General features: G+C 37.7%; 15 protein-coding genes. 12 read left to right on the forward strand and 3 right to left on the reverse strand.

What is annotated here, in order from left to right; genetic code table 11:
• The first annotated feature begins 20 nt into the window (after positions 1-20).
• The 11 genes from acpP to RU96_RS04010 all read left to right on the forward strand — a co-directional run bounded on the left by acpP (position 21) and on the right by RU96_RS04010 (position 14,336).
• Positions 21-263: an acyl carrier protein gene (gene acpP / locus RU96_RS03960; RefSeq protein ID WP_071864237.1), complete on the forward strand. Its 243-nt coding sequence runs from the start codon at positions 21-23 to the stop codon at positions 261-263.
• Positions 264-931: 668 nt separating this feature from the next.
• Positions 932-1,936, forward strand: a complete 1,005-nt coding sequence (locus RU96_RS03965) for an ABC transporter ATP-binding protein (RefSeq protein WP_071864238.1) — start codon at positions 932-934, stop codon at positions 1,934-1,936.
• Positions 1,937-2,881: an ABC transporter ATP-binding protein gene (locus RU96_RS03970; RefSeq protein WP_071864239.1), complete on the forward strand. Its 945-nt coding sequence runs from the start codon at positions 1,937-1,939 to the stop codon at positions 2,879-2,881.
• A gap of 1 nt (position 2,882) precedes the next feature.
• On the forward strand, positions 2,883-3,845 hold the full coding sequence (gene opp4B, locus RU96_RS03975; protein WP_071864240.1) for an oligopeptide ABC transporter permease: 963 nt from the start codon (positions 2,883-2,885) through the stop codon (positions 3,843-3,845).
• 16 nt (positions 3,846-3,861) lie between these two features.
• Complete coding sequence (locus RU96_RS03980) at positions 3,862-4,791, forward strand: ABC transporter permease (RefSeq protein WP_071864241.1); 930 nt, start codon at positions 3,862-3,864, stop codon at positions 4,789-4,791.
• Positions 4,792-4,865: 74 nt separating this feature from the next.
• Positions 4,866-6,653, forward strand: a complete 1,788-nt coding sequence (locus RU96_RS03985) for an oligopeptide ABC transporter substrate-binding protein (RefSeq protein ID WP_071864242.1) — start codon at positions 4,866-4,868, stop codon at positions 6,651-6,653.
• 212 nt (positions 6,654-6,865) lie between these two features.
• Positions 6,866-7,558: a ribonuclease III gene (gene rnc / locus RU96_RS03990; RefSeq protein ID WP_071864243.1), complete on the forward strand. Its 693-nt coding sequence runs from the start codon at positions 6,866-6,868 to the stop codon at positions 7,556-7,558.
• Between the two features lie 26 nt (positions 7,559-7,584).
• Positions 7,585-11,166, forward strand: a complete 3,582-nt coding sequence (smc, locus tag RU96_RS03995) for a chromosome segregation protein SMC (protein WP_071864244.1) — start codon at positions 7,585-7,587, stop codon at positions 11,164-11,166.
• A 33-nt stretch (positions 11,167-11,199) separates the two neighbouring features.
• Entirely contained in the window at positions 11,200-12,009 is an 810-nt protein-coding gene (locus RU96_RS04000) for a Cof-type HAD-IIB family hydrolase (protein WP_071864245.1), read from the forward strand.
• A gap of 32 nt (positions 12,010-12,041) precedes the next feature.
• Entirely contained in the window at positions 12,042-13,532 is a 1,491-nt protein-coding gene (gene ftsY / locus RU96_RS04005; RefSeq protein ID WP_071864246.1) for a signal recognition particle-docking protein FtsY, read from the forward strand.
• A gap of 147 nt (positions 13,533-13,679) precedes the next feature.
• Positions 13,680-14,336, forward strand: coding sequence for a CPBP family intramembrane glutamic endopeptidase (locus tag RU96_RS04010; protein ID WP_071864247.1), 657 nt, complete (start codon positions 13,680-13,682; stop codon positions 14,334-14,336).
• A gap of 107 nt (positions 14,337-14,443) precedes the next feature.
• Here RU96_RS04010 and RU96_RS04015 read toward each other — a convergent pair whose 3' ends face one another.
• A complete protein-coding gene (locus tag RU96_RS04015) occupies positions 14,444-16,255 on the reverse strand; it encodes a sensor histidine kinase (protein WP_071864248.1) in 1,812 nt (603 codons plus the stop codon).
• A gap of 38 nt (positions 16,256-16,293) precedes the next feature.
• Between RU96_RS04015 and RU96_RS04020 the strand changes: the two genes are divergently transcribed.
• The gene (locus tag RU96_RS04020) at positions 16,294-17,004 is read left to right on the forward strand and encodes a response regulator transcription factor (RefSeq protein ID WP_071864249.1); all 711 of its coding nucleotides are present in this window, start codon (positions 16,294-16,296) and stop codon (positions 17,002-17,004) included.
• Here RU96_RS04020 and citG read toward each other — a convergent pair whose 3' ends face one another.
• Together citG and RU96_RS04030 are read right to left on the reverse strand one after the other, a co-directional pair.
• Positions 17,005-17,862: a triphosphoribosyl-dephospho-CoA synthase CitG gene (gene citG / locus RU96_RS04025; RefSeq protein WP_071864250.1), complete on the reverse strand. Its 858-nt coding sequence runs from the start codon at positions 17,860-17,862 to the stop codon at positions 17,005-17,007.
• Positions 17,855-18,550 (reverse strand): GntR family transcriptional regulator, encoded by a 696-nt coding sequence (locus RU96_RS04030; RefSeq protein WP_071864251.1) that lies wholly within the window; start codon positions 18,548-18,550, stop codon positions 17,855-17,857. Before RU96_RS04030 ends, citG begins: the two co-directional genes overlap by 8 nt.
• Positions 18,551-18,565: the final 15 nt, after the last annotated feature.

Consider the following 18,565-nt stretch of genomic DNA (forward strand, 5'->3'; position numbering starts at 1 on the left):
AAACGTGGAGGTGAATACATTTGACGCGTGAAGAAGTATTTAAAAAAGTTGCAGCTGTGATTGCAAACCATTTTAATGTGGATGCAGATCAAGTTACGGATACAATGAGCATCAAAGACGACCTAAATGCAGATTCCATTAGCGTGATGGAATTTGTCTTGGAATTAGAAGATGAATTTGGTACGGAGATTTCTGATGAAGATGCCGAACAAATCGAAACAGTTGGTAGTGCAGTCGATTATATTGCGAGCCATTTGTCATAAGGGGCCTATTGGGGTAACTTTTGTCAGTTAAAAGAGTAAAGAAAGTTTTTAGTAAACTTTCTTTACTCTTTTTTAGTATCTACGCTTATAAAAGATAAATTATGTTTTTTTAGTAATTACAAGAAAATTTTTTTTAGCTAGTCTGAGACTAATTTTTGAGGAAACAACACGGTAATGGCAAGAAAAATATTTTTTACACTCGTTAATGAGTAAAAAATATTTTTATCTTAGAATGAGATAAGTTGTTGTTTAATCGTGTAATTTCAGCAGGATAAAAATACAAAAAAACGGATTGTTTTGCATGAATTTTCGCGTGAAAAGAAGATTGGAAGTGCTTTTTTCAACCGAAAAAAATTTTTGTAGTGGGTTTATCACGGTAATTTAATCGAAATTGACTAAATTGTGTCAAAAATATATGCTTTAATTTTTATGAAAGATTGGCATAATAGCAAGATTTTCTTCAGATTCAGTAGAAAGCAGAATTAATTTTGGGAGTTTTCTGAAAATTCTGCTTTCACAGCTCTTTAACTTGCATTATGATACACCTTTCTATATAATTATTAAGAAATATTAGCGAAAGTGATTAGAGACTGGGAGTAGACAGCATCTCTCCCATGCTTTTTTACATTTTCTAAAAAATCTCCGCATAGCGAAAGAGGGGTATTGGATTGTCACAAGATAATCAATTATTAGAAGTTCAAGATCTTCACACAGGCTTCCGTATCAAAGACGAATACTACGATGCTGTGGACGGTGTGTCTTTTACTTTAGAACGTAACGAAATTTTAGCAATTGTTGGTGAATCTGGCTGTGGGAAAAGTACACTTGCTACAACAATCATGGGTCTTCATGATTTGCAAAACACTCGAATCACCGGTGAGATACTTTATAAAGACTTGGACTTAGCCAATTTAAATGAAACTTTATATAACAAAATTCGCGGTAACGATATCGGCATGATCTTCCAAGATCCATTGTCAGCTTTAAATCCATTGATGCGAATTGAAGACCAAATTAAAGAAGGTTTGGTTTATCACACTGATATGACAGCAGAACAACGACAAGCACGGGCGATAGAATTATTAGAACAAGTTGGTATTCCAAATCCTAAACGGGTCGGACGTCAATATCCCCATGAATTATCTGGTGGGATGCGTCAACGGGTGATTATCGCAATTGCCATTGCCGCCAAACCACCGATTTTAATCGCCGATGAACCAACGACTGCTTTGGATGTAACGATTCAAGCGCAAATTTTGGACTTATTAAAAGATTTACAAGAAGAAACAAAATCCGGCATTATTTTAATTACCCATGACTTAGGGGTTGTAGCTGAAATGGCTGACCGAGTTGCGGTAATGTATGCGGGACAATTTGTGGAAGTAGCGCCGGTAGAAGAGTTGTTTAACAATCCGCAACATCCTTATACCCGTTCATTGTTAAATTCAATTCCACAAGAAGATAACCACGATAATGAATTACACGTTATTGAAGGAATTGTGCCAACCTTGGTGAAAATGCCACGGACAGGTTGCCGTTTTGCACCACGGATTCCTTGGATTCCAGCAAGTGATCACGAAGAAAATCCAAGCTTACATGAAGTTGGACCAGATCACTTGGTGCGTTGTACTTGTTACAAGCACTTCCATTTTAAAGACGAAGGAGAAGTGTAAATGTCAGAATTAATTACGATTAAAGATCTGAAAATCCACTATCCAATTCGCAGCGGCTTTTTTAACCGCGTGACAGATCACGTTTATGCCGTTGACGGTGTTGATTTTGTCATCGAAAAAGGTAAGACGTATGGTCTGGTAGGGGAATCAGGTTCAGGCAAATCTACAACAGGTAAAGCCATTTTAGGTTTAGAAAAAATTACGAGTGGCGAAATTATTTATAATGGCCAAGATGTAACAAAAAGAAGTACCCGTAAGAAAATGAATTATAACAAAGACGTCCAAATGATTTTCCAAGACTCCATGTCTTCTTTAAATCCGAAAAAACGGGTGTTAGATATTATCGCAGAACCATTGCGTAACTTTGAACGTTTAAGTGATCAAGAAGAAAAAAAACGGGTCAAAGAATTATTGGATATCGTTGGGATGCCAGAAGATGCGTTGTATAAGTATCCCCATGAATTTTCAGGTGGACAAAGACAACGTTTGGGTGTAGCGCGGGCAGTTGCCACAAATCCCAAATTAATTGTCGCCGATGAACCCGTTTCTGCTTTGGACTTATCGGTGCAAGCGCAAGTATTAAACTTCATGAAACGGATCCAACAGCAATATGATTTAAGTTATCTCTTTATTTCCCATGACTTGGGCGTGGTAAAACACATGTGTGACAACATCGCGATTATGTACAAAGGTCGCTTCGTTGAAATTGGCAGTCGGGAAGATATTTATAATGATCCCCGCCATATTTACACCAAACGTTTATTATCCGCTATCCCTCGTATTGATGTACCAAATCGTGAGGCCCATAAAGAAAATCGCCGCCGCGTCGAAGAAGAGTACATCAAGAATCAAAAAGATTATTACGACAATACTGGACGCGTGTATGACTTACGGAAAATTACCGACACGCATTCTGTCGCATTATTGAATGAGGGGGCGAAATAAAATGTGGAAAACAATTTTACGACGTGTGCTTTTAATGATCCCTCAAGTTATTATTTTGAGTGTTTTAATTTTTATGTTAGCCAAAATGATGCCTGGGGATCCTTTTACTGGGTTGATTAGTCCAACCACTTCACCATCACGAATCGCAGAATTAAGAGAGCAAGCTGGGTTAAACGATCCATGGCCACAACAATATGTGCGCTGGGTAGGAAATGCTCTAAAAGGTGACTTTGGTGTGAGTTATAACTACAAATACGCAGTTACTACCGTTATTGGTCAACGAATTGGCAATACAGTTCGTTTGGCGATCGTGACAGTTATCTTGACGTATTTGATTGCGATACCGATGGGGCTATTTGCAGGTCGTTATCAAAACTCTTGGTTTGATAAATTTGTTGTAGCCTATAACTTTATTAGTTTTGCCATTCCTGTGTTTGTTTTAGCATTAATTATGTTATTGATTTTTGGGTATCGTCTTGATTGGTTCCCAACAACAGGGAGTGTCTCGATTAACTCTACTGCCGGATCTTTCAGGTACTTTTTAGATGAGTTATATCACGTGGCATTACCAGCAATTGTACAAGCATTACTGGGTACGGCAGTTACAATCCAATACCTACGTAGTGAAGTTGTCGATGCAAAACAAATGGATTATGTTCGGACAGCCCGCTCTAAAGGGGTTCCGACCAATCGCGTGTTTACACGCCACATTTTCCGAAATGCGTCATTGCCAATCGCATCACAATTGGGTTATGAAATTGTCGCTTTGATTTCCGGTTCAGTCGTAATCGAGCGTATCTTTAACTATCCGGGGATTGGGAACTTGTTCATCTCAAGTATCCAACAACGGGATTATGCTATCATCACTGCGTTGACGTTGATCTTTGGGATTGCTACTTTGATCGGGACATTGATTTCTGACATCGTGATGAGTATTGTTGATCCTCGGATCCGGATTCAGTAGGTAGGGGGATAGTAGAATGTCTGAAAAAAATACAGCAGTCGAAACAGCACCAGTTGAAAAAGTATCGGTTCCACCAATGGGGATTCGGATGATTGCCCGCGAGTTTATTAAAGATCGCTTGGCTCTTTTTTCACTGATTGTCTTAGTTTTATTATTACTTTTTGCATTTGTCGGATCACTGTTTTTTGATCAAAGCTTGGTTAATACAGTGAATCCAATTGATCGTTATTTAGCCCCTGGCTCTGTTTCGATGGAAGGTAACAAATTGCTTTTAGGTTCTGATGATGGGGGCCGTGATGTATTAGGCCTACTCGTAATTGGGGCGAGAAACTCCATCTTTATCGGTTTTGCAATTACGATTGCAACTTCCATTATCGGGGTAGGTATTGGCATTATGTCGGGTTACTTTGGCGGTATTTTTGACATGATCGTCATGCGTATTGTCGATTTTGTCATGATTTTACCGATTCAATTAATCATCATTGTCTTAGTAACAATTATTCCGCGTTACACGGCTTTAAGTTTGGTTATTATTATGAGTGCCTTTTATTGGACGGCAAAAGCGCGACTTTTCCGCGCCAAAACGTTATCAGAAGTTAGACGGGACTATGTTTCAGCTTCCAAAACATTAGGAACCAGTGATTTCAAAATTATGTTCCGTGAAATCATGCCCAATCTAAGCTCACTGATTATTACCAACTTAACCATGAACTTTGCTGGTAATATCGGGATTGAAACGACATTGACATTCTTAGGCTTTGGTTTACCAAATGAAACACCAAGTTTGGGAACGTTGATTTCATTTGCAACCGATTCTGATGTCTTAGTTAATAAACAATGGGTTTGGGTACCGGCTTCTATTTTAATTTTAGTATTAATGTTATCAATTAACTATGTTGGGCAAGCCTTCAAGCGCTCAGCTGATGCAAGACAACGCTTAGGCTAATTGTGGTATAACCATCTTTTATAGATGTTTGTATAAAGTTTAGATTTTTAATTACAAGTATGGGAGGAAAAGGAATGAATAAAAAAATCATGGGTATGGTATCATTGTTTAGCATTTTCGCGTTAGCTGCCTGCGGTTCTGGTGGCTCAGATAATAGCTCAAGCAATGATAGTGGTTCAAGCGACAAAGCAGCAACAACATCTTTTGAAATGGCAACAAAAAATGATAAAAAGGCAATCGATGGGGGCACTTTAGAAGTTGCTGTCGTTTCAGATACTGACTTTACAGGTATTTTCAGTCCAGCCTTTAGTCAAATTGTATTGGATGACTATTTCAGTGAACCGGCACAAGAAACATTGATTACAGTTGATGATGATTTAAAAATTAAAGAAGACAATCCAGCCTCAACTGTAAAAATGGATCCAGATAATAAAACAGTTACCATGACCATTAAAGATGGCGTAAAATGGAGCGACGGTAAAGACGTCACTGCAGACGACATGATCTTCCCGTATGAAGTAATCGGTGACAAAGAGTATACTGGTGTGCGTTATAGCGATGCCATTCAAGAAATTGAAGGTATGGTAGAGTATCATGACGGCAAAGCAGATACGATTAGCGGGATTGAAAAAGTTAACGATAAAGAAATCAAAATTAAATTTAAAACATTTGTTCCTTCAATTTTACAAGGTGGGAATGATCCAATCTTAGGCTATGCAATGCCAAAACATGCGTTTGAAGGAATTGCAGTTAAAGATATGGAAGGTTCAGATCCAGTTCGTAAAACACCTGTTACAATGGGACCTTACAAATTTAATAAAATCGTTGCTGGTCAATCAGTTGAATATGTACCAAACGAACATTACTATGGTGAAAAACCAAAATTAGATAAAGTTGTGATGACAAAAGTTGGTACTGCAGCAGCTGCTGAAGCGATGAAATCTAAAAAATATGACATGTTCATCGAAATGCCAACTAACACTTATGACTCTTGGAAAGACAACGATGGTTACCAAATGTTAGGTCAATTAGACAACGCCTATGACTACCTTGGCTTCAAATTGGGTAAATGGGATGCTGACCAAGGTAAAGTCGTAATGGATGAAAATTCTAAAATGGCTGATAAGAGCTTGCGTCAAGCAATGGGTTACGCGTTAGATAATAAAATTATCGGCGATCGTTTCTTTGCTGGATTAAGAACTCCTGCGAACTCTTTAATCGTACCAACATTTGCTACTTTACACGATAAAGATCTTAAAGGTTACACACAAGATGTAGATAAAGCCAATAAATTATTAGATGACGCTGGCTTTAAAGATACTGATGGTGACGGACTACGTGAAGATAAAGATGGTAAGAAATTAACAATCAACTTTGCTTTCCGTGATAACTCTGGTGTTGCCAAATCAATTGCTGACTACTACATCCAATCATGGAAAAAAGTTGGTTTAGATGTACAATTAACTGGTGGCCGTTTGATGGAAGTAAACAGTTTCTATGACAAATTAGGTGCTGATGATCCTGAAATTGATGTTTACCAAGCGGGTTGGTCAACTGGTTTTGATCCAAATCCAAGTGGTTTGTATGGTACAGTAGCACAATTTAACTTCACTCGTTTTGAATCTGAAGAAAACACAAAACTATTAAAAGAAATGTCTTCTGAAGATGCATTAGATGAAGCAAAACAAGTCGAAATGTACAAAGAATGGCAAGAATATGCGTTTGACCAAGCATTTGCAATTCCAACAATGTATATGTATGTATTGCGTCCAGTAAGTGACCGTGTAGTAGATTACACTATCCAACGTCAATATGACGCTAACCCTTGGGCGACAATCGGCGTAAGTGCTGAAAACCGTTAAAATAAGTATTTAAAAGACCGCGAGTATTCGCGGTCTTTTTTTATGGATAGAAACTTTTGCTGAATTTTTTACCAGCTCCAAAGAAAAAAGAATTAAAAGATATTGCTAAAAGGATTTAGATATCGTGAATAACATTTCCTAATCGCGTGAAAATCAGTATAATAAGAAGGTGAGTATTGAAACAAAATCCAACCTAAAAAGGACTGTCAGTAATGGATAATCAATTACAAACTATGTTAAAAGAAAATTTTGGGATTGTTTTTAAAAACGTCTCGTTATTAGAACAAGCATTTACCCATTCATCTTATGTCAATGAGCATCGCAATTTGAATTTAGCCGATAATGAGCGCTTAGAATTTTTAGGCGACGCGGTTTTAGAATTGTTAGTTTCCCGCTATTTGTACCGCCAATATCCCGACTTACCTGAAGGCAAACTAACGAAAATGCGCGCTTCAATTGTGCGGGAAGAAAGTTTAGCTGCTTTTGCTAAGGAATGTCACTTTGATAAAGCGATTAAACTAGGTAAAGGGGAAGAAAATTCTGGAGGCAGAACTCGCCCTTCACTTTTATGTGATCTTTTTGAAGCATTCTTAGGGGCACTTTATTTGGATCAAGACTTAGAAACTGTTAAAAGCTTTATTCAAAAGGTAATTTTTCCTAAAGTAGCAGCCGGTGCTTTTTCACATGAGATGGATTATAAAACACGTTTGCAAGAAGTTTTGCAAAAAGGTGGCGATGTGCATATCGACTACCGTCTTGTTAAAGAAGAAGGTCCGGCCCATGAACGGATTTTTTGGACAGAAGTCTATTGTGATGAGCGCTTAATTGGCAAAGGCCAAGGGAAATCGAAAAAATTAGCCGAGCAAGCGGCAGCAAATAACGCACTCGAAAAACTTGCAGAGTAGAAGTCAGAAGGGGGCCCGGAGCTTTCGTGTATTTAAAGAAAATTGAAATCGCAGGCTTCAAATCTTTTGCAGATCGCACCGTAATTGATTTTGAAAATAGCGTAACAGCCGTTGTAGGGCCTAACGGTAGTGGAAAAAGCAATATCACTGAAGCAATTCGTTGGGTCTTAGGCGAACAATCAGCTAAAAGTTTGCGAGGAGGCAAAATGCCAGATATTATTTTTGCCGGTTCAGATTCTCGCAAGCCCTTAAATATTGCCGAAGTGACAGTTGTACTAGATAATAGCGATCATTATTTACCCCTTGATTATAGTGAAATTAGTGTGACGCGCCGTTTGCGTCGGAGTGGTGAAAGTGATTTTTATATCAATAAACAAAGCTGCCGCTTAAAAGATATTCAAGATTTGTTTATGGACTCAGGCCTTGGCAAAGAGTCTTTTTCTATCATTTCCCAAGGTAAAGTAGAAGCGATTTTTGCGAGTAAACCAGAGGATCGGCGCGGTATTTTTGAAGAAGCAGCTGGTGTTTTAAAATACAAACAGCGTAAGAAAAAAGCTGAGCAAAAATTATTTGAAACAGAAGATAATTTAAGTCGAGTACAAGATATCGTTTATGAATTAGAAGATCAATTGACACCGCTAAAAGAACAAAGTCAAGCGGCCAAAGAGTTTTTGCGCTTAAAAGAAGCGTTGAAGCGAATTGATGTTGCGCAGACAGTGACAGAAATTAAAATGACAAAAACCGCTTGGGATGACGCCGAGCATAATTTGCAACAATTAAACAAAGCGCTACAAGCTTTAACAAGTAAAATGACCGCTGCTGAAAACCAATTACAATTAAAACGACAAAAACGACAAGAATTGGATCAATGGCTAGAGACCGCTAATCAGCAGTTGCTTTTGCTAACTGAAAGTTTAAAACAAGCTGAAGGACAACGAGAAGTGCTTTTGGAACGCTCCAAGCATACCCAACGCAGTTTTGCCGAATATGAAGAAAATTTGGCGGAAAACAATGAAAAGATAACGCAACTAGAAGATAAAAAGCAAAAAATTATTCAAGAACTTTCCACTAAAAACGGTCAAGTGCAACAATTAGAAACAGAAGTTAGTGGGTTAAAAGAAACATTAACCCGTTTGCAAAAATCGACTAAAGAGCTTTTAGAAGAATTACGGGCTCAATACGTTGAAAAAATGCAAGAACATGCGAATATCGGCAATGAGCTAAAGTATTTGGAGCGTCAATATTTACAAGAACATGCTAAAAATCAAAAAACAATTACGAAACAAGGCGAGCTACATCAACAAACGGCAACACTGTCTGTTCAAAAAAACGAGTTAGAAGAAAAATTGACAGAAGCCGAAAATACGTTGGCAGAACAGCGGAAAAATTATATTTTAGTACAACAACAAGCCCAAAAGTTACAACAAGAATTTGAAACAGAACAAAAGAAAATGTATAGCTTGATGCAACAAGTGCAACAAGTACGGGCCAAACAAAAGAGTCTGCAAGATATTCAAGATAATTACACTGGTTTTTATCAAGGTGTTAAAATCGTCTTGCAAAACAAAGAAAAACTTTCAGGAATTGTAGGTGCTGTAGCCGAGCTGATTCAAGTACCAGCCGAATATACTTTAGCCATTGAAACAGCATTAGGTGGCGCTGCGCAACACGTGGTGGTAGAAAATGAAGGGGATGCTAGACAGGCGATTACTTTCTTAAAACAACGCCAAGGAGGACGGGCAACCTTCTTACCTATGACCACGATAAAAGGACGTCATTTGAGTGAAACTGTGGTAAATCAGGCTACTAGAAATCAGGGCTTTTTAGGTGTTGCAAATGAATTAGTCCAGGTTGCACCAGAATTACAAGCAATTTGTGATAATTTACTTGGAGCGATATTAATCGCCCAAGATCTAACCAGTGCCAATGAAATTGCCCGTGACATCCAATATCGTTATCGGGTGGTCTCCCTTGAAGGGGATGTCATGAATGCCGGCGGTTCCATGACTGGTGGGGCCACTAAACGGGGCAACCAAGGCAGTTTGTTTAGTCAAACCAATGAGCTGCAAAATTTAACTGCTCAATTACAGACGTTAGAAACACGACTGCAAGCGACGGAAAAACAAGTTCAATTAATTGAAACTAGAAAAACGCAAAAAGCATCTGCCCTAGAAGAATTACGAACTAGTGGGGAAAGTGCTCGCTTAGCAGAACAAGAATTAGGCAACCAAATCAAAAACGTTACGAATGAATTGCAACGTTTAGAAAAAGAACAAAAAGTATTTGCTTATGAAAATCGTGAAGTACAGCAATTTTTGACCGACTACGAAGAACAAAAAGCAGAATTGACTGCAAAACAAGCCCAAGTAGATAGTCAAAGAGAAAGCATTAATTTAGAAATTAAACAACTAACAGAACAAGAAGATGTCATTGAAGCCAAACGACAAGCAGCTAGTAGCGCACTCGCTGAACAACAAGCAGAATTGGCAGTTGCTTTGGAACAAGTCAGCCACTTAAAAGAGGCTCTTAAAACCAACGACATCGCCTTACAAGAAACCAACACCCGCAAAGAAAGCCTCGAACGGCAAATGGCGGCACTAAATTCTAATTCAGGTGATCATGAATTATCAGAAGAAGCGCTGCAACAAAAAGTTACTCAATTGGATCAGCGTAAGAATGATTTGGAACAAGAATTAAGTGAAAAAAGACAAGAACGAAGTGATTTGCAGCAGATCATCACAAAAGCAGATGATGAAATTGCGCAATTGAATGTGGAACAAAAAACATTATTATCGCAAAAAACGAAAGAAGAAGTCGCAAAAAATCGTGCGGATATTCATTTGGATAATTTATTAACTTATTTACAAGAAGAATACAGTATGACCTATGAGTTAGCTGCCAAAGAATATGATGAAGTAGAAGATACAGAACAGGCTAAAAATGAAATTCAACGCTATAAACGCGATATTGACCGTTTAGGGCCGGTGAATTTAAATGCGATTGAACAATATGAACAGGTATTAGAACGCTATACTTTCTTAACCAGTCAGCGAGATGATTTACTTGCTGCTAAAGATCAGTTGTTTAAGACAATGGATGAGATGGATGAAGAAGTAAAGATCCGTTTTGGTGAAATTTTTGAAGCCATCCGCTTACGGTTTAAAGAAGTTTTCCCACAAATGTTTGGTGGCGGTCGAGCGGAATTAATGTTAACCGATCCAACTGATTTGCTAAATACAGGGATTGAAATTGAAGCCCAGCCTCCAGGTAAAAAACTGCAAAATCTTAGTCTGCTTTCTGGAGGGGAAAGAGCTTTAACTGCGATTGCATTATTATTTTCCATTATACAAGTGCGACCGGTTCCTTTTTGCGTGTTGGATGAAGTTGAAGCAGCCCTTGATGAAGCAAACGTCACGCGTTTTGGTCACTATTTAAGTCGTTTCCAAGACGACACCCAATTTATTGTGGTAACCCATCGTAAAGGAACGATGGAAGCTGCTGATGTCTTATATGGGGTGACGATGCAAGAATCAGGTGTTTCTAAAATTGTTTCAGTACGCCTAGAAGATGTTAGTGAAGGTGGCAAAATTAAAAACGAAAGTAAATAAAGCGTTAGAATTTTTGATAAGGAGTCTAGTTCATTGATTAAGATGATTGCCATCGATTTAGATGGAACGTTGTTAGATAACAATAAGAAAATCAGTCCCCGCAATAAAGCAGCATTAGCCAAAGCAAAAGCACAAGGTGTTAAAATTGTGTTATGTACAGGACGACCATTGCGGGCAATCCGGCCTTATTTAGAAGAATTGCAATTAAAAGAAGCTGGGGATTATAGTATCACTTTTAATGGTGGTTTAGTTCAAAAAAATGATACTGGTGAAGTCATGGCAAAATCCACTTTAAGTTATGCCAATGTCAAAGAATTAATCGCATTGGCTGAATCATTAGAGTTACCTTTAGATGTTGTTTCAGATGAGATTGTCTATGTTTTACCAACTGATCCAAATCATGAGTCGATTTATGCAAAACTAAACCCATTATTGCATTTTGAGCCATTTACAACAGCCGCGTTAACAGAAGATTTATTATACAATAAGGCAGTTGTAGCTTTTGAGCAGAGTTATTTGGATCAGCAGTTGGCAAAAATTCCAGCTGCATTAAATGAACGCTATGAAATTATTAAAACCCGCGATGTTTTACTTGAATTTATGCCAAAAGGTGTCACGAAAGCTTATGGCTGTCAATTGTTAGCGCAACATTTGAACATTACTGCTGCTGAAGTTATGGCAATTGGGGATGAAGAAAATGATCTACCAATGATTGAATATGCCGGCTTAGGTGTCGCGATGGAAAATGCTGTTCCTATGGTAAAGGCTGCTGCGAATGTGGTGACCGCTAGTAATACAGATGATGGTGTGGCACAAGTAGTTGAAAAATACGTGTTACAATAAATGAAATACAAATTGTTAGAAGGAGGTTTACGATGGGCTTTTTCGATAAAATAAAAAAGGCGTTGATGGGAGAAACTGAAACCAAAACGTCTGAAGAAGTAAAAGAGCAACAAACACCAGTCGATACGACAGAAAATGAAAGTGAACAAGTGTCTCCTAAGACTGAAGAGACGCCTGAAAATGCGCCAATAACATCAGAAAAAACTGCGGAAGAAAATCAAAAGGCTGACATTAAGACAGTTGGCGCAGAAAATTCTGAAGTAGAAAACTCTGAAGCAGAAAATTCACAGATGAAAGAAGCAGTGGACTCTCTGGCTAAAATGCCAGTGGATGAAAAAGAAACGACGGTGACAAAAGAACCAGCATCAGTCACTAAAGCGGCTGATCAAACACCCAGTGATCAAACGCCTGCTGATCAAACATCAACGCAAATTTCAGAGGCGACTGTTGAAAAACAAGTACAAACAGATGATAACCAAACACTAGCGCCAGAGCCTTCAACTGTTAAAGCGCCAGATGCAACAAATTTAGCATCAGAAGAAGAAAAACAAGTTGAAGAAATTAAAGAACCACTTGCTTCTGATAACGTCCAAGCAAAATATGATAAAGGTTTAAAAAAATCTCGTAAGACTTTTGGTCAACGTTTAAATGAATTATTTGCCAATTTCCGTAGCGTTGATGAAGAATTTTTTGAAGAAGTAGAAGAGACATTAATCGGAGCGGATGTCGGTTTTGAAGCGGCGATGAAAATTGCGGATGATTTAAGACAAGAAGTGAAATTAAGAAACGTAAAAAAACCGGCTGAAGTTCAAAATGTCATGATTGAAAAAATGGTAGATTTATATGATGAAGCCGGTACAGATGAAGTTAATACGCTGAACATTCAACCCGATGGCTTAACGGTAATGCTTTTTGTTGGAGTCAATGGCGTGGGAAAAACAACGAGTATCGGTAAACTTGCATATGAATATAAACAAGCAGGTAAAAAAGTGTTACTAGCAGCTGCGGATACTTTTCGAGCTGGTGCAATTGATCAATTGGTTGTCTGGGGACAGCGGGCTGGTGTAGAAGTTGTCAGAGGAAATGCTGGTGGTGATCCAGCAGCAGTCGTTTATGATGCCATGGCCAAAGCCAAAGAACAAAATGCGGATATCTTATTAGTGGATACGGCTGGCCGCTTACAAAATAAAGTCAATTTGATGAACGAGTTGGAAAAAATCAAACGGGTAATCAAAAGAGAAGCACCAACCGCTCCTCATGAAGTATTATTAGTTTTAGATGCTACAACGGGTCAAAATGCGATGGTTCAAGCCAAACAGTTTAAAGAAACTACCGACGTTACCGGTCTAATTTTAACCAAGTTAGATGGAACGGCAAAAGGCGGGATCGTATTAGCTATTCGCAATGAGTTGCATTTGCCGGTAAAATTAGTTGGCTTAGGAGAAGGCATTGATGATTTAGAACCTTTTGATCCTAATGAATTTATTGTGGGCTTATTTAAAGGTTTAATCAAAGACGTTTAAGTGACTATTTGCAAAGTTTAAAGAAATACATTTGGAAATGAATGTTTCAGATTCAGGCGGAATTTTGCTTTTTATGGGTGCAAAATTTCGTCTTTATCTTTAATTTACAATAAACAAGTGCTGAGACACTTAATTAGGAGGAAGGATATGACAAATACAAGTTTATTGAAACGATTACTCTTTTATTGCGGTTTCATTTTACTGCAAAATATCGTCTCCACCGTAGTATTTTTGCCCGGCGTTAGTGACGGTTTATTGGCTATCCTTAGTATTTTAGTGGGGGGAGGATTTATTTATTTTCTAATCACCCGCTACCAAAAACAATTAGCGACTTATAACCCCCGTAAAATTGGAGAAACAAAAATTACAGGAAAATGGAAATATGTCCTCTTGGGTGTAGTGAGCATGTTTGCGGCTAATATTGTCTTAGGTAATTTTTTATCTGAAACTACCGAAAATCAGGTGGGAATTAACCAAAGCTTTTTGGTCAATCCGATTACCATAACCGTTTATGGTGTTATCTTAGCGCCTATAATTGAAGAATTACTTTTTCGTGGGATTTTTATGAATTACTTTTGGAATAAAGAAGAACCAACCGCTAAAATCTTTGCGGTCCTCACATCGGCATTGTTATTTGGATTAATGCATGAACCGCGGCTTTCGGTTGCGCTGATCTTATATATGACTTTAGGAATCGTGTTAGCTTGTGTTTATCAAAAAACTGAGGATTTACGTTGTTCGATGATGGTTCACATGCTTTATAATGGTTTAGGCTTTCTGGGCATGTTTTTGACCTTAAAATAATACAATTAAAAAAGACCTAAAAGGATCGCGACTAGTGGTAATAGCTAAAAGTCTAACTTTTTTTAGCTATCACAAACTGCTTGCTACTCTTTTAGGCCTTTTTTGGGCTATGAGTTAAGGGTATCTTCTTTTTTTATAATGGGAATAATCAAACTAAAACACGTACCGGCAGGGGAGCTGGTTACTTCTAATAGCCAACTATTACGTTTAATGATGGAAGAGACGACAAAGAGTCCTAAGCCAGTACCTCCTTCTTCTTTGCGAGTAGTTAAAAAAGGAGTAAATATTTGATCTTGAATACTTTGATCTATGCCAGGACCATTATCTGAGACTTGAATCATGGCCAAATTTTTATTTTGGTAAATAATCGCTTGGTTAGCGATTTTTTCCTGCATCGCAGCAGAAGGCGTTGTAAGAGAAACGGTAATAGTAGCATCTGCTCTTGCTTGGTAGGCGTTGGTGATTAAGTTATACAATAATACTTGGACGTCATCTTGTTGGAATAATGCATCTGCTTTAAGTTCAATATTTGCTTTAATTGTAACAGAACGGGGAATTAAAATTTTCATGACGGCAATCGCTTCTGTTACTGCGGCAGTCAGCGATTGAACTTTTTTTATTTGATCCTGTTCTTTTGAAAAATGCAAAATCCGTTGTGAAAGTTGTTGCCCTTTTTTAGCGGCAAAGTGCATATCTTTTAAATCTTCAAAGAGTTCGGGATCATCTTTATATTCTGTCATAAGCAATTCGATATTGCCAAGGAGCGGTGTTAAAAAATTATTCATATCATGTACAATTCCAGTGGTAACCAACCCGATTGTCTCCATTTTTGACTCTTGTAATAGCCTTTTTTCCAATTGATGTTTTTCACTTTCCAATTGTCTTTTGTCTTTTAGGCGTTGATTTTCATTTGCCACCTGTTGTTGTCTTGCATTTAAGCGAGCCATTAGCACCAACAAAGAAGCAACCATTAATAAAATGACTACTAACCCCAAATTAATCAGTAAATCGTGCAAAATCCAACCGTTATCTTGATAAAAATCAGATGTATTTGCAATCACAAAGCGTTCCTCGCCAATTTTAACCCATTGAAAAGCATTCAGTTTTAAAACAGAAGTTAGATTTGATTCATTCCACCAATAAGAGTGATAACTGAGACTACCTTTTTCATGTTGCTTTTGGTAGCGATCAAGCCTTTCTAAGTCCGTGTAGTCCAAATTGGGGAATTTTTTTTGACGACCAGTAATAATATTTAACCCAACCTGTTCTTTGGCTGGATGCATGACAACTTCCATTTTTTCATTTTTCATTAACGGATAACGCTGGTCAGTATCTGTTGGTTGAATTTTAGCTAAAAATAATTGCTCTAAGTTTAACGGGACCACCACTAATCCAACGCTTTCCTTTTTGGCGTTATAAATGGGATGATAAAGGTTAAAAAAAGAATTCTGATTGATAAAATAAGCTTTTCCATTTTGTGTTACTTGACCTTTTAAAGCATTCGAAAAAAAAGGATCTTGTTTTACTTTATCTGCTAATTCATCATTTACTGTTGCATCTTCACTGGCAAAATGATGCTCTAGCTCTTGACCTGTTTTATCAAAAAGAAAGATACCTGCAAAAGCACTATTGCGTTTAAAAAACTGTGACAAGAGATCATTTTGCTGCGGTAACTGTAAGGGGACGCTGGCATCAACAGTATCGATGATAAAGCTATCTAAGTCATTAGCGCTACTGGCGACTTCTGCGACAATTAGTTTGGTACTCACCTCATTGACCTGTTCTAATTGTGTTTTTCCCTTTTTTAAAGCCTCTTGTTGTATGTTATGATAACTTAAAGCCGTGATAATGATGCCTAAAAAGGTAATGACCATCACAGTAATAAAAAGCGCATTCATTTTTTTAGTCAACTTTTTCATTTTTTAAAGCCTTTCATTTTAACTTGGAGGAATTCATAATGCGGAGTGAAAAGATCTTAGTAGTTGATGATGATCCAGCAATTCGCCGTCTGATTTGGAAATCATTACAAGCAACCGGTATTTTAATTTATCAGAGTGATTCCATTGAAAAGACGATAGATATCATGAGTCGGGTAACATTTGATTTATTTTTACTGGATATCAGTTTAGAATATGAAAACGACGGCTACCATTTAGCTCAAATGATTCGCAATGAAAATAGTGTGGTACCGATTATTTTTTTAAGTGGTAAAACCAAACAACAAGATATCGTAACCGGACTTGAAACCGGCGCAGATCTTTATTTAACGAAACCTTTTTCGCCAGCTATTTTAAAAGCGCAAGTGCTGGCTTCTTTAGACCGCAGTTTAGTGATTAAAAAACATACTGGTCAACAAGTGAAAACCAGTAGTATTTTAAAACTGGGTGAATTTACTTATGATAAAAAGCGCTATCAACTGTACAAAAATGACGTAGCAGTGAAATTGTCTTCTAAAGAAATACAATTGATGCAATTTTTTATGGAAAATCCCAATCAAGTTTTTTCCAAAGAACAAATTTATCAAAGTGTTTGGAATGAAGAAAAAACCGATCCTAACACTATTATGGTCTTTATCAATCATTTACGCAACAAGATTGAAGCAGATCCCAAAAACGCAAAATATTTGCAGACAGTGTGGGGAATCGGTTATACGTTTGTGACAGAATAGTTAAAATAATTCTTCTAAGAGTGCAAAATAAATACCAAGAGATAATAAATCAGCTGCGCCCCCGGGACTTAAATTACGTAAAATCAGCGTCTGGTCGTATTGTATCAGCGCATTTTTCAAATCTGGGAGTGCTAAGTTAGCCAAATGGAGCTGTTTCATCTCACGTTGGAGTGTGACTAAAGATACTTCTCCACCACGATGTAAGATATTACTATCTTCAAGTTCACTCATTAAAAAGACGAGGGCCCGCAGTAATAATTCTTCTCGGGGTAACTGACGATTTTGACGCAAATAAGGTAATAAATGAGTGGCTAAGGCAGGATAGCCTGCTGCTGCTTGGCCGCGAATACCAGTCGCACCGTTTAATAAATAGAGTTTTTCACCATGAGTTAAGGTTGCTTTTTTTTCAATATATTTAAAATCTTTTTTTAGGAGATCTTGGGTGATTTCACGACTTAATTGTAAAATATTTTCAGAGTCAGCTGCTGTGAAGGGGAGCTGATTTTTTTGTAAATAAAGCCCCGTAGCCCCTAATAAAATCGCAAAAGAAAAATTGGCGCCTTTGTGAGTATTGACCCCTTTTGTTGCAGTGAACATGGCTGTTTCAGCTTCTTGCCCTATTTTTCGTAGTTCAGAAAATAAATCACGTTTTTCACCGTCATGGGTGAAACCGGCATTTAAATATTGGCTAAAATAAGGGGATAAGGCCAAAATGCTATCGATAAAGAGATAAAAGTCCATATCTAGATGTGCACCATTGGTTAAGCGGTCGACTAAGCCGGGCTTAGGAGAAAGGGCGACTTCATAAAACAAAGCCTTTTTGGCGGCGGCATCGACACGATAAATTTGTTTATTCAATTTGATGAGACTCCATTTCTTGTAAAATAAATTGTAAGGAATGGTTCAAGTGTTCATGGGTAATCAAAGTAACTTGGGTGATATCATTTGTGACCATCCCCCGATAAAGGAGCCAATGTTCTTCTAAGGCGCGATAACGTCGTTCTGAAGAGCGAATGGCAATGTCTCGGAAATAGACGAGGTAGGCTTGTAGATCAGTGACGATGGTTTTTAAACGCTTCATTTGACTTTTTTCGTAAATAAAGGAGTTAAAATCAGAAAAATTTTGTAATACCTCATCCACTTTATCTGCTTGATTTAAGCGATCGCCTTCTGCTAATAGCGCCCGTAAATCATCAAAATCTTTTGGCGTCATTAACTGCATGGCTTTAATGGTGGCTAGCGTATCTAAAGACTTGCGAATATCATAAATTTCATGGGCATCTTTTATACTAATCCCTTTTACGACGATGCCAACTCTGGGAACATGTTCAACTAATTGTTCTTCCACCAATTGATGAAGAGCATAACGAATCGGAGTTCGGCTGATATTTAACGTTTCTGAAAATTCTTTTTCGTTGATACGCTCTCCTGCCGGAATTTGGCCGAGAATTATGCTTTTGCGAAAGGCTTCGTAAATAGAAAGTTTTAAGGGTTGATTTTGCGATAAGTCTAAGTTGTTTTTTACAGCGGCAATCGTTTCGTTCATCGTTATCAGTCATCC

The organism is Enterococcus canintestini (assembly GCF_001885735.1).
Taxonomy (GTDB): Bacteria; Bacillota; Bacilli; order Lactobacillales; family Enterococcaceae; genus Enterococcus_C; species Enterococcus_C canintestini.

Excerpts from the sequence above, each read along its gene's own strand:
- RU96_RS03970 (WP_071864239.1), top strand. The coding sequence starts at position 1,937 with ATGTCAGAATTAATTACGATTAAAGATCTGAAAATCCACTATCCAATT.
- opp4B (WP_071864240.1), top strand. The coding sequence starts at position 2,883 with ATGTGGAAAACAATTTTACGACGTGTGCTTTTAATGATCCCTCAAGTT.
- RU96_RS03980 (WP_071864241.1), top strand. The coding sequence starts at position 3,862 with ATGTCTGAAAAAAATACAGCAGTCGAAACAGCACCAGTTGAAAAAGTA.
- RU96_RS03985 (WP_071864242.1), top strand. The coding sequence starts at position 4,866 with ATGAATAAAAAAATCATGGGTATGGTATCATTGTTTAGCATTTTCGCG.
- rnc (WP_071864243.1), top strand. The coding sequence starts at position 6,866 with ATGGATAATCAATTACAAACTATGTTAAAAGAAAATTTTGGGATTGTT.
- ftsY (WP_071864246.1), top strand. The coding sequence starts at position 12,042 with ATGGGCTTTTTCGATAAAATAAAAAAGGCGTTGATGGGAGAAACTGAA.
- RU96_RS04010 (WP_071864247.1), top strand. The coding sequence starts at position 13,680 with ATGACAAATACAAGTTTATTGAAACGATTACTCTTTTATTGCGGTTTC.
- RU96_RS04015 (WP_071864248.1), bottom strand. The coding sequence starts at position 16,255 with ATGAAAAAGTTGACTAAAAAAATGAATGCGCTTTTTATTACTGTGATG.
- RU96_RS04020 (WP_071864249.1), top strand. The coding sequence starts at position 16,294 with ATGCGGAGTGAAAAGATCTTAGTAGTTGATGATGATCCAGCAATTCGC.
- RU96_RS04030 (WP_071864251.1), bottom strand. The coding sequence starts at position 18,550 with ATGAACGAAACGATTGCCGCTGTAAAAAACAACTTAGACTTATCGCAA.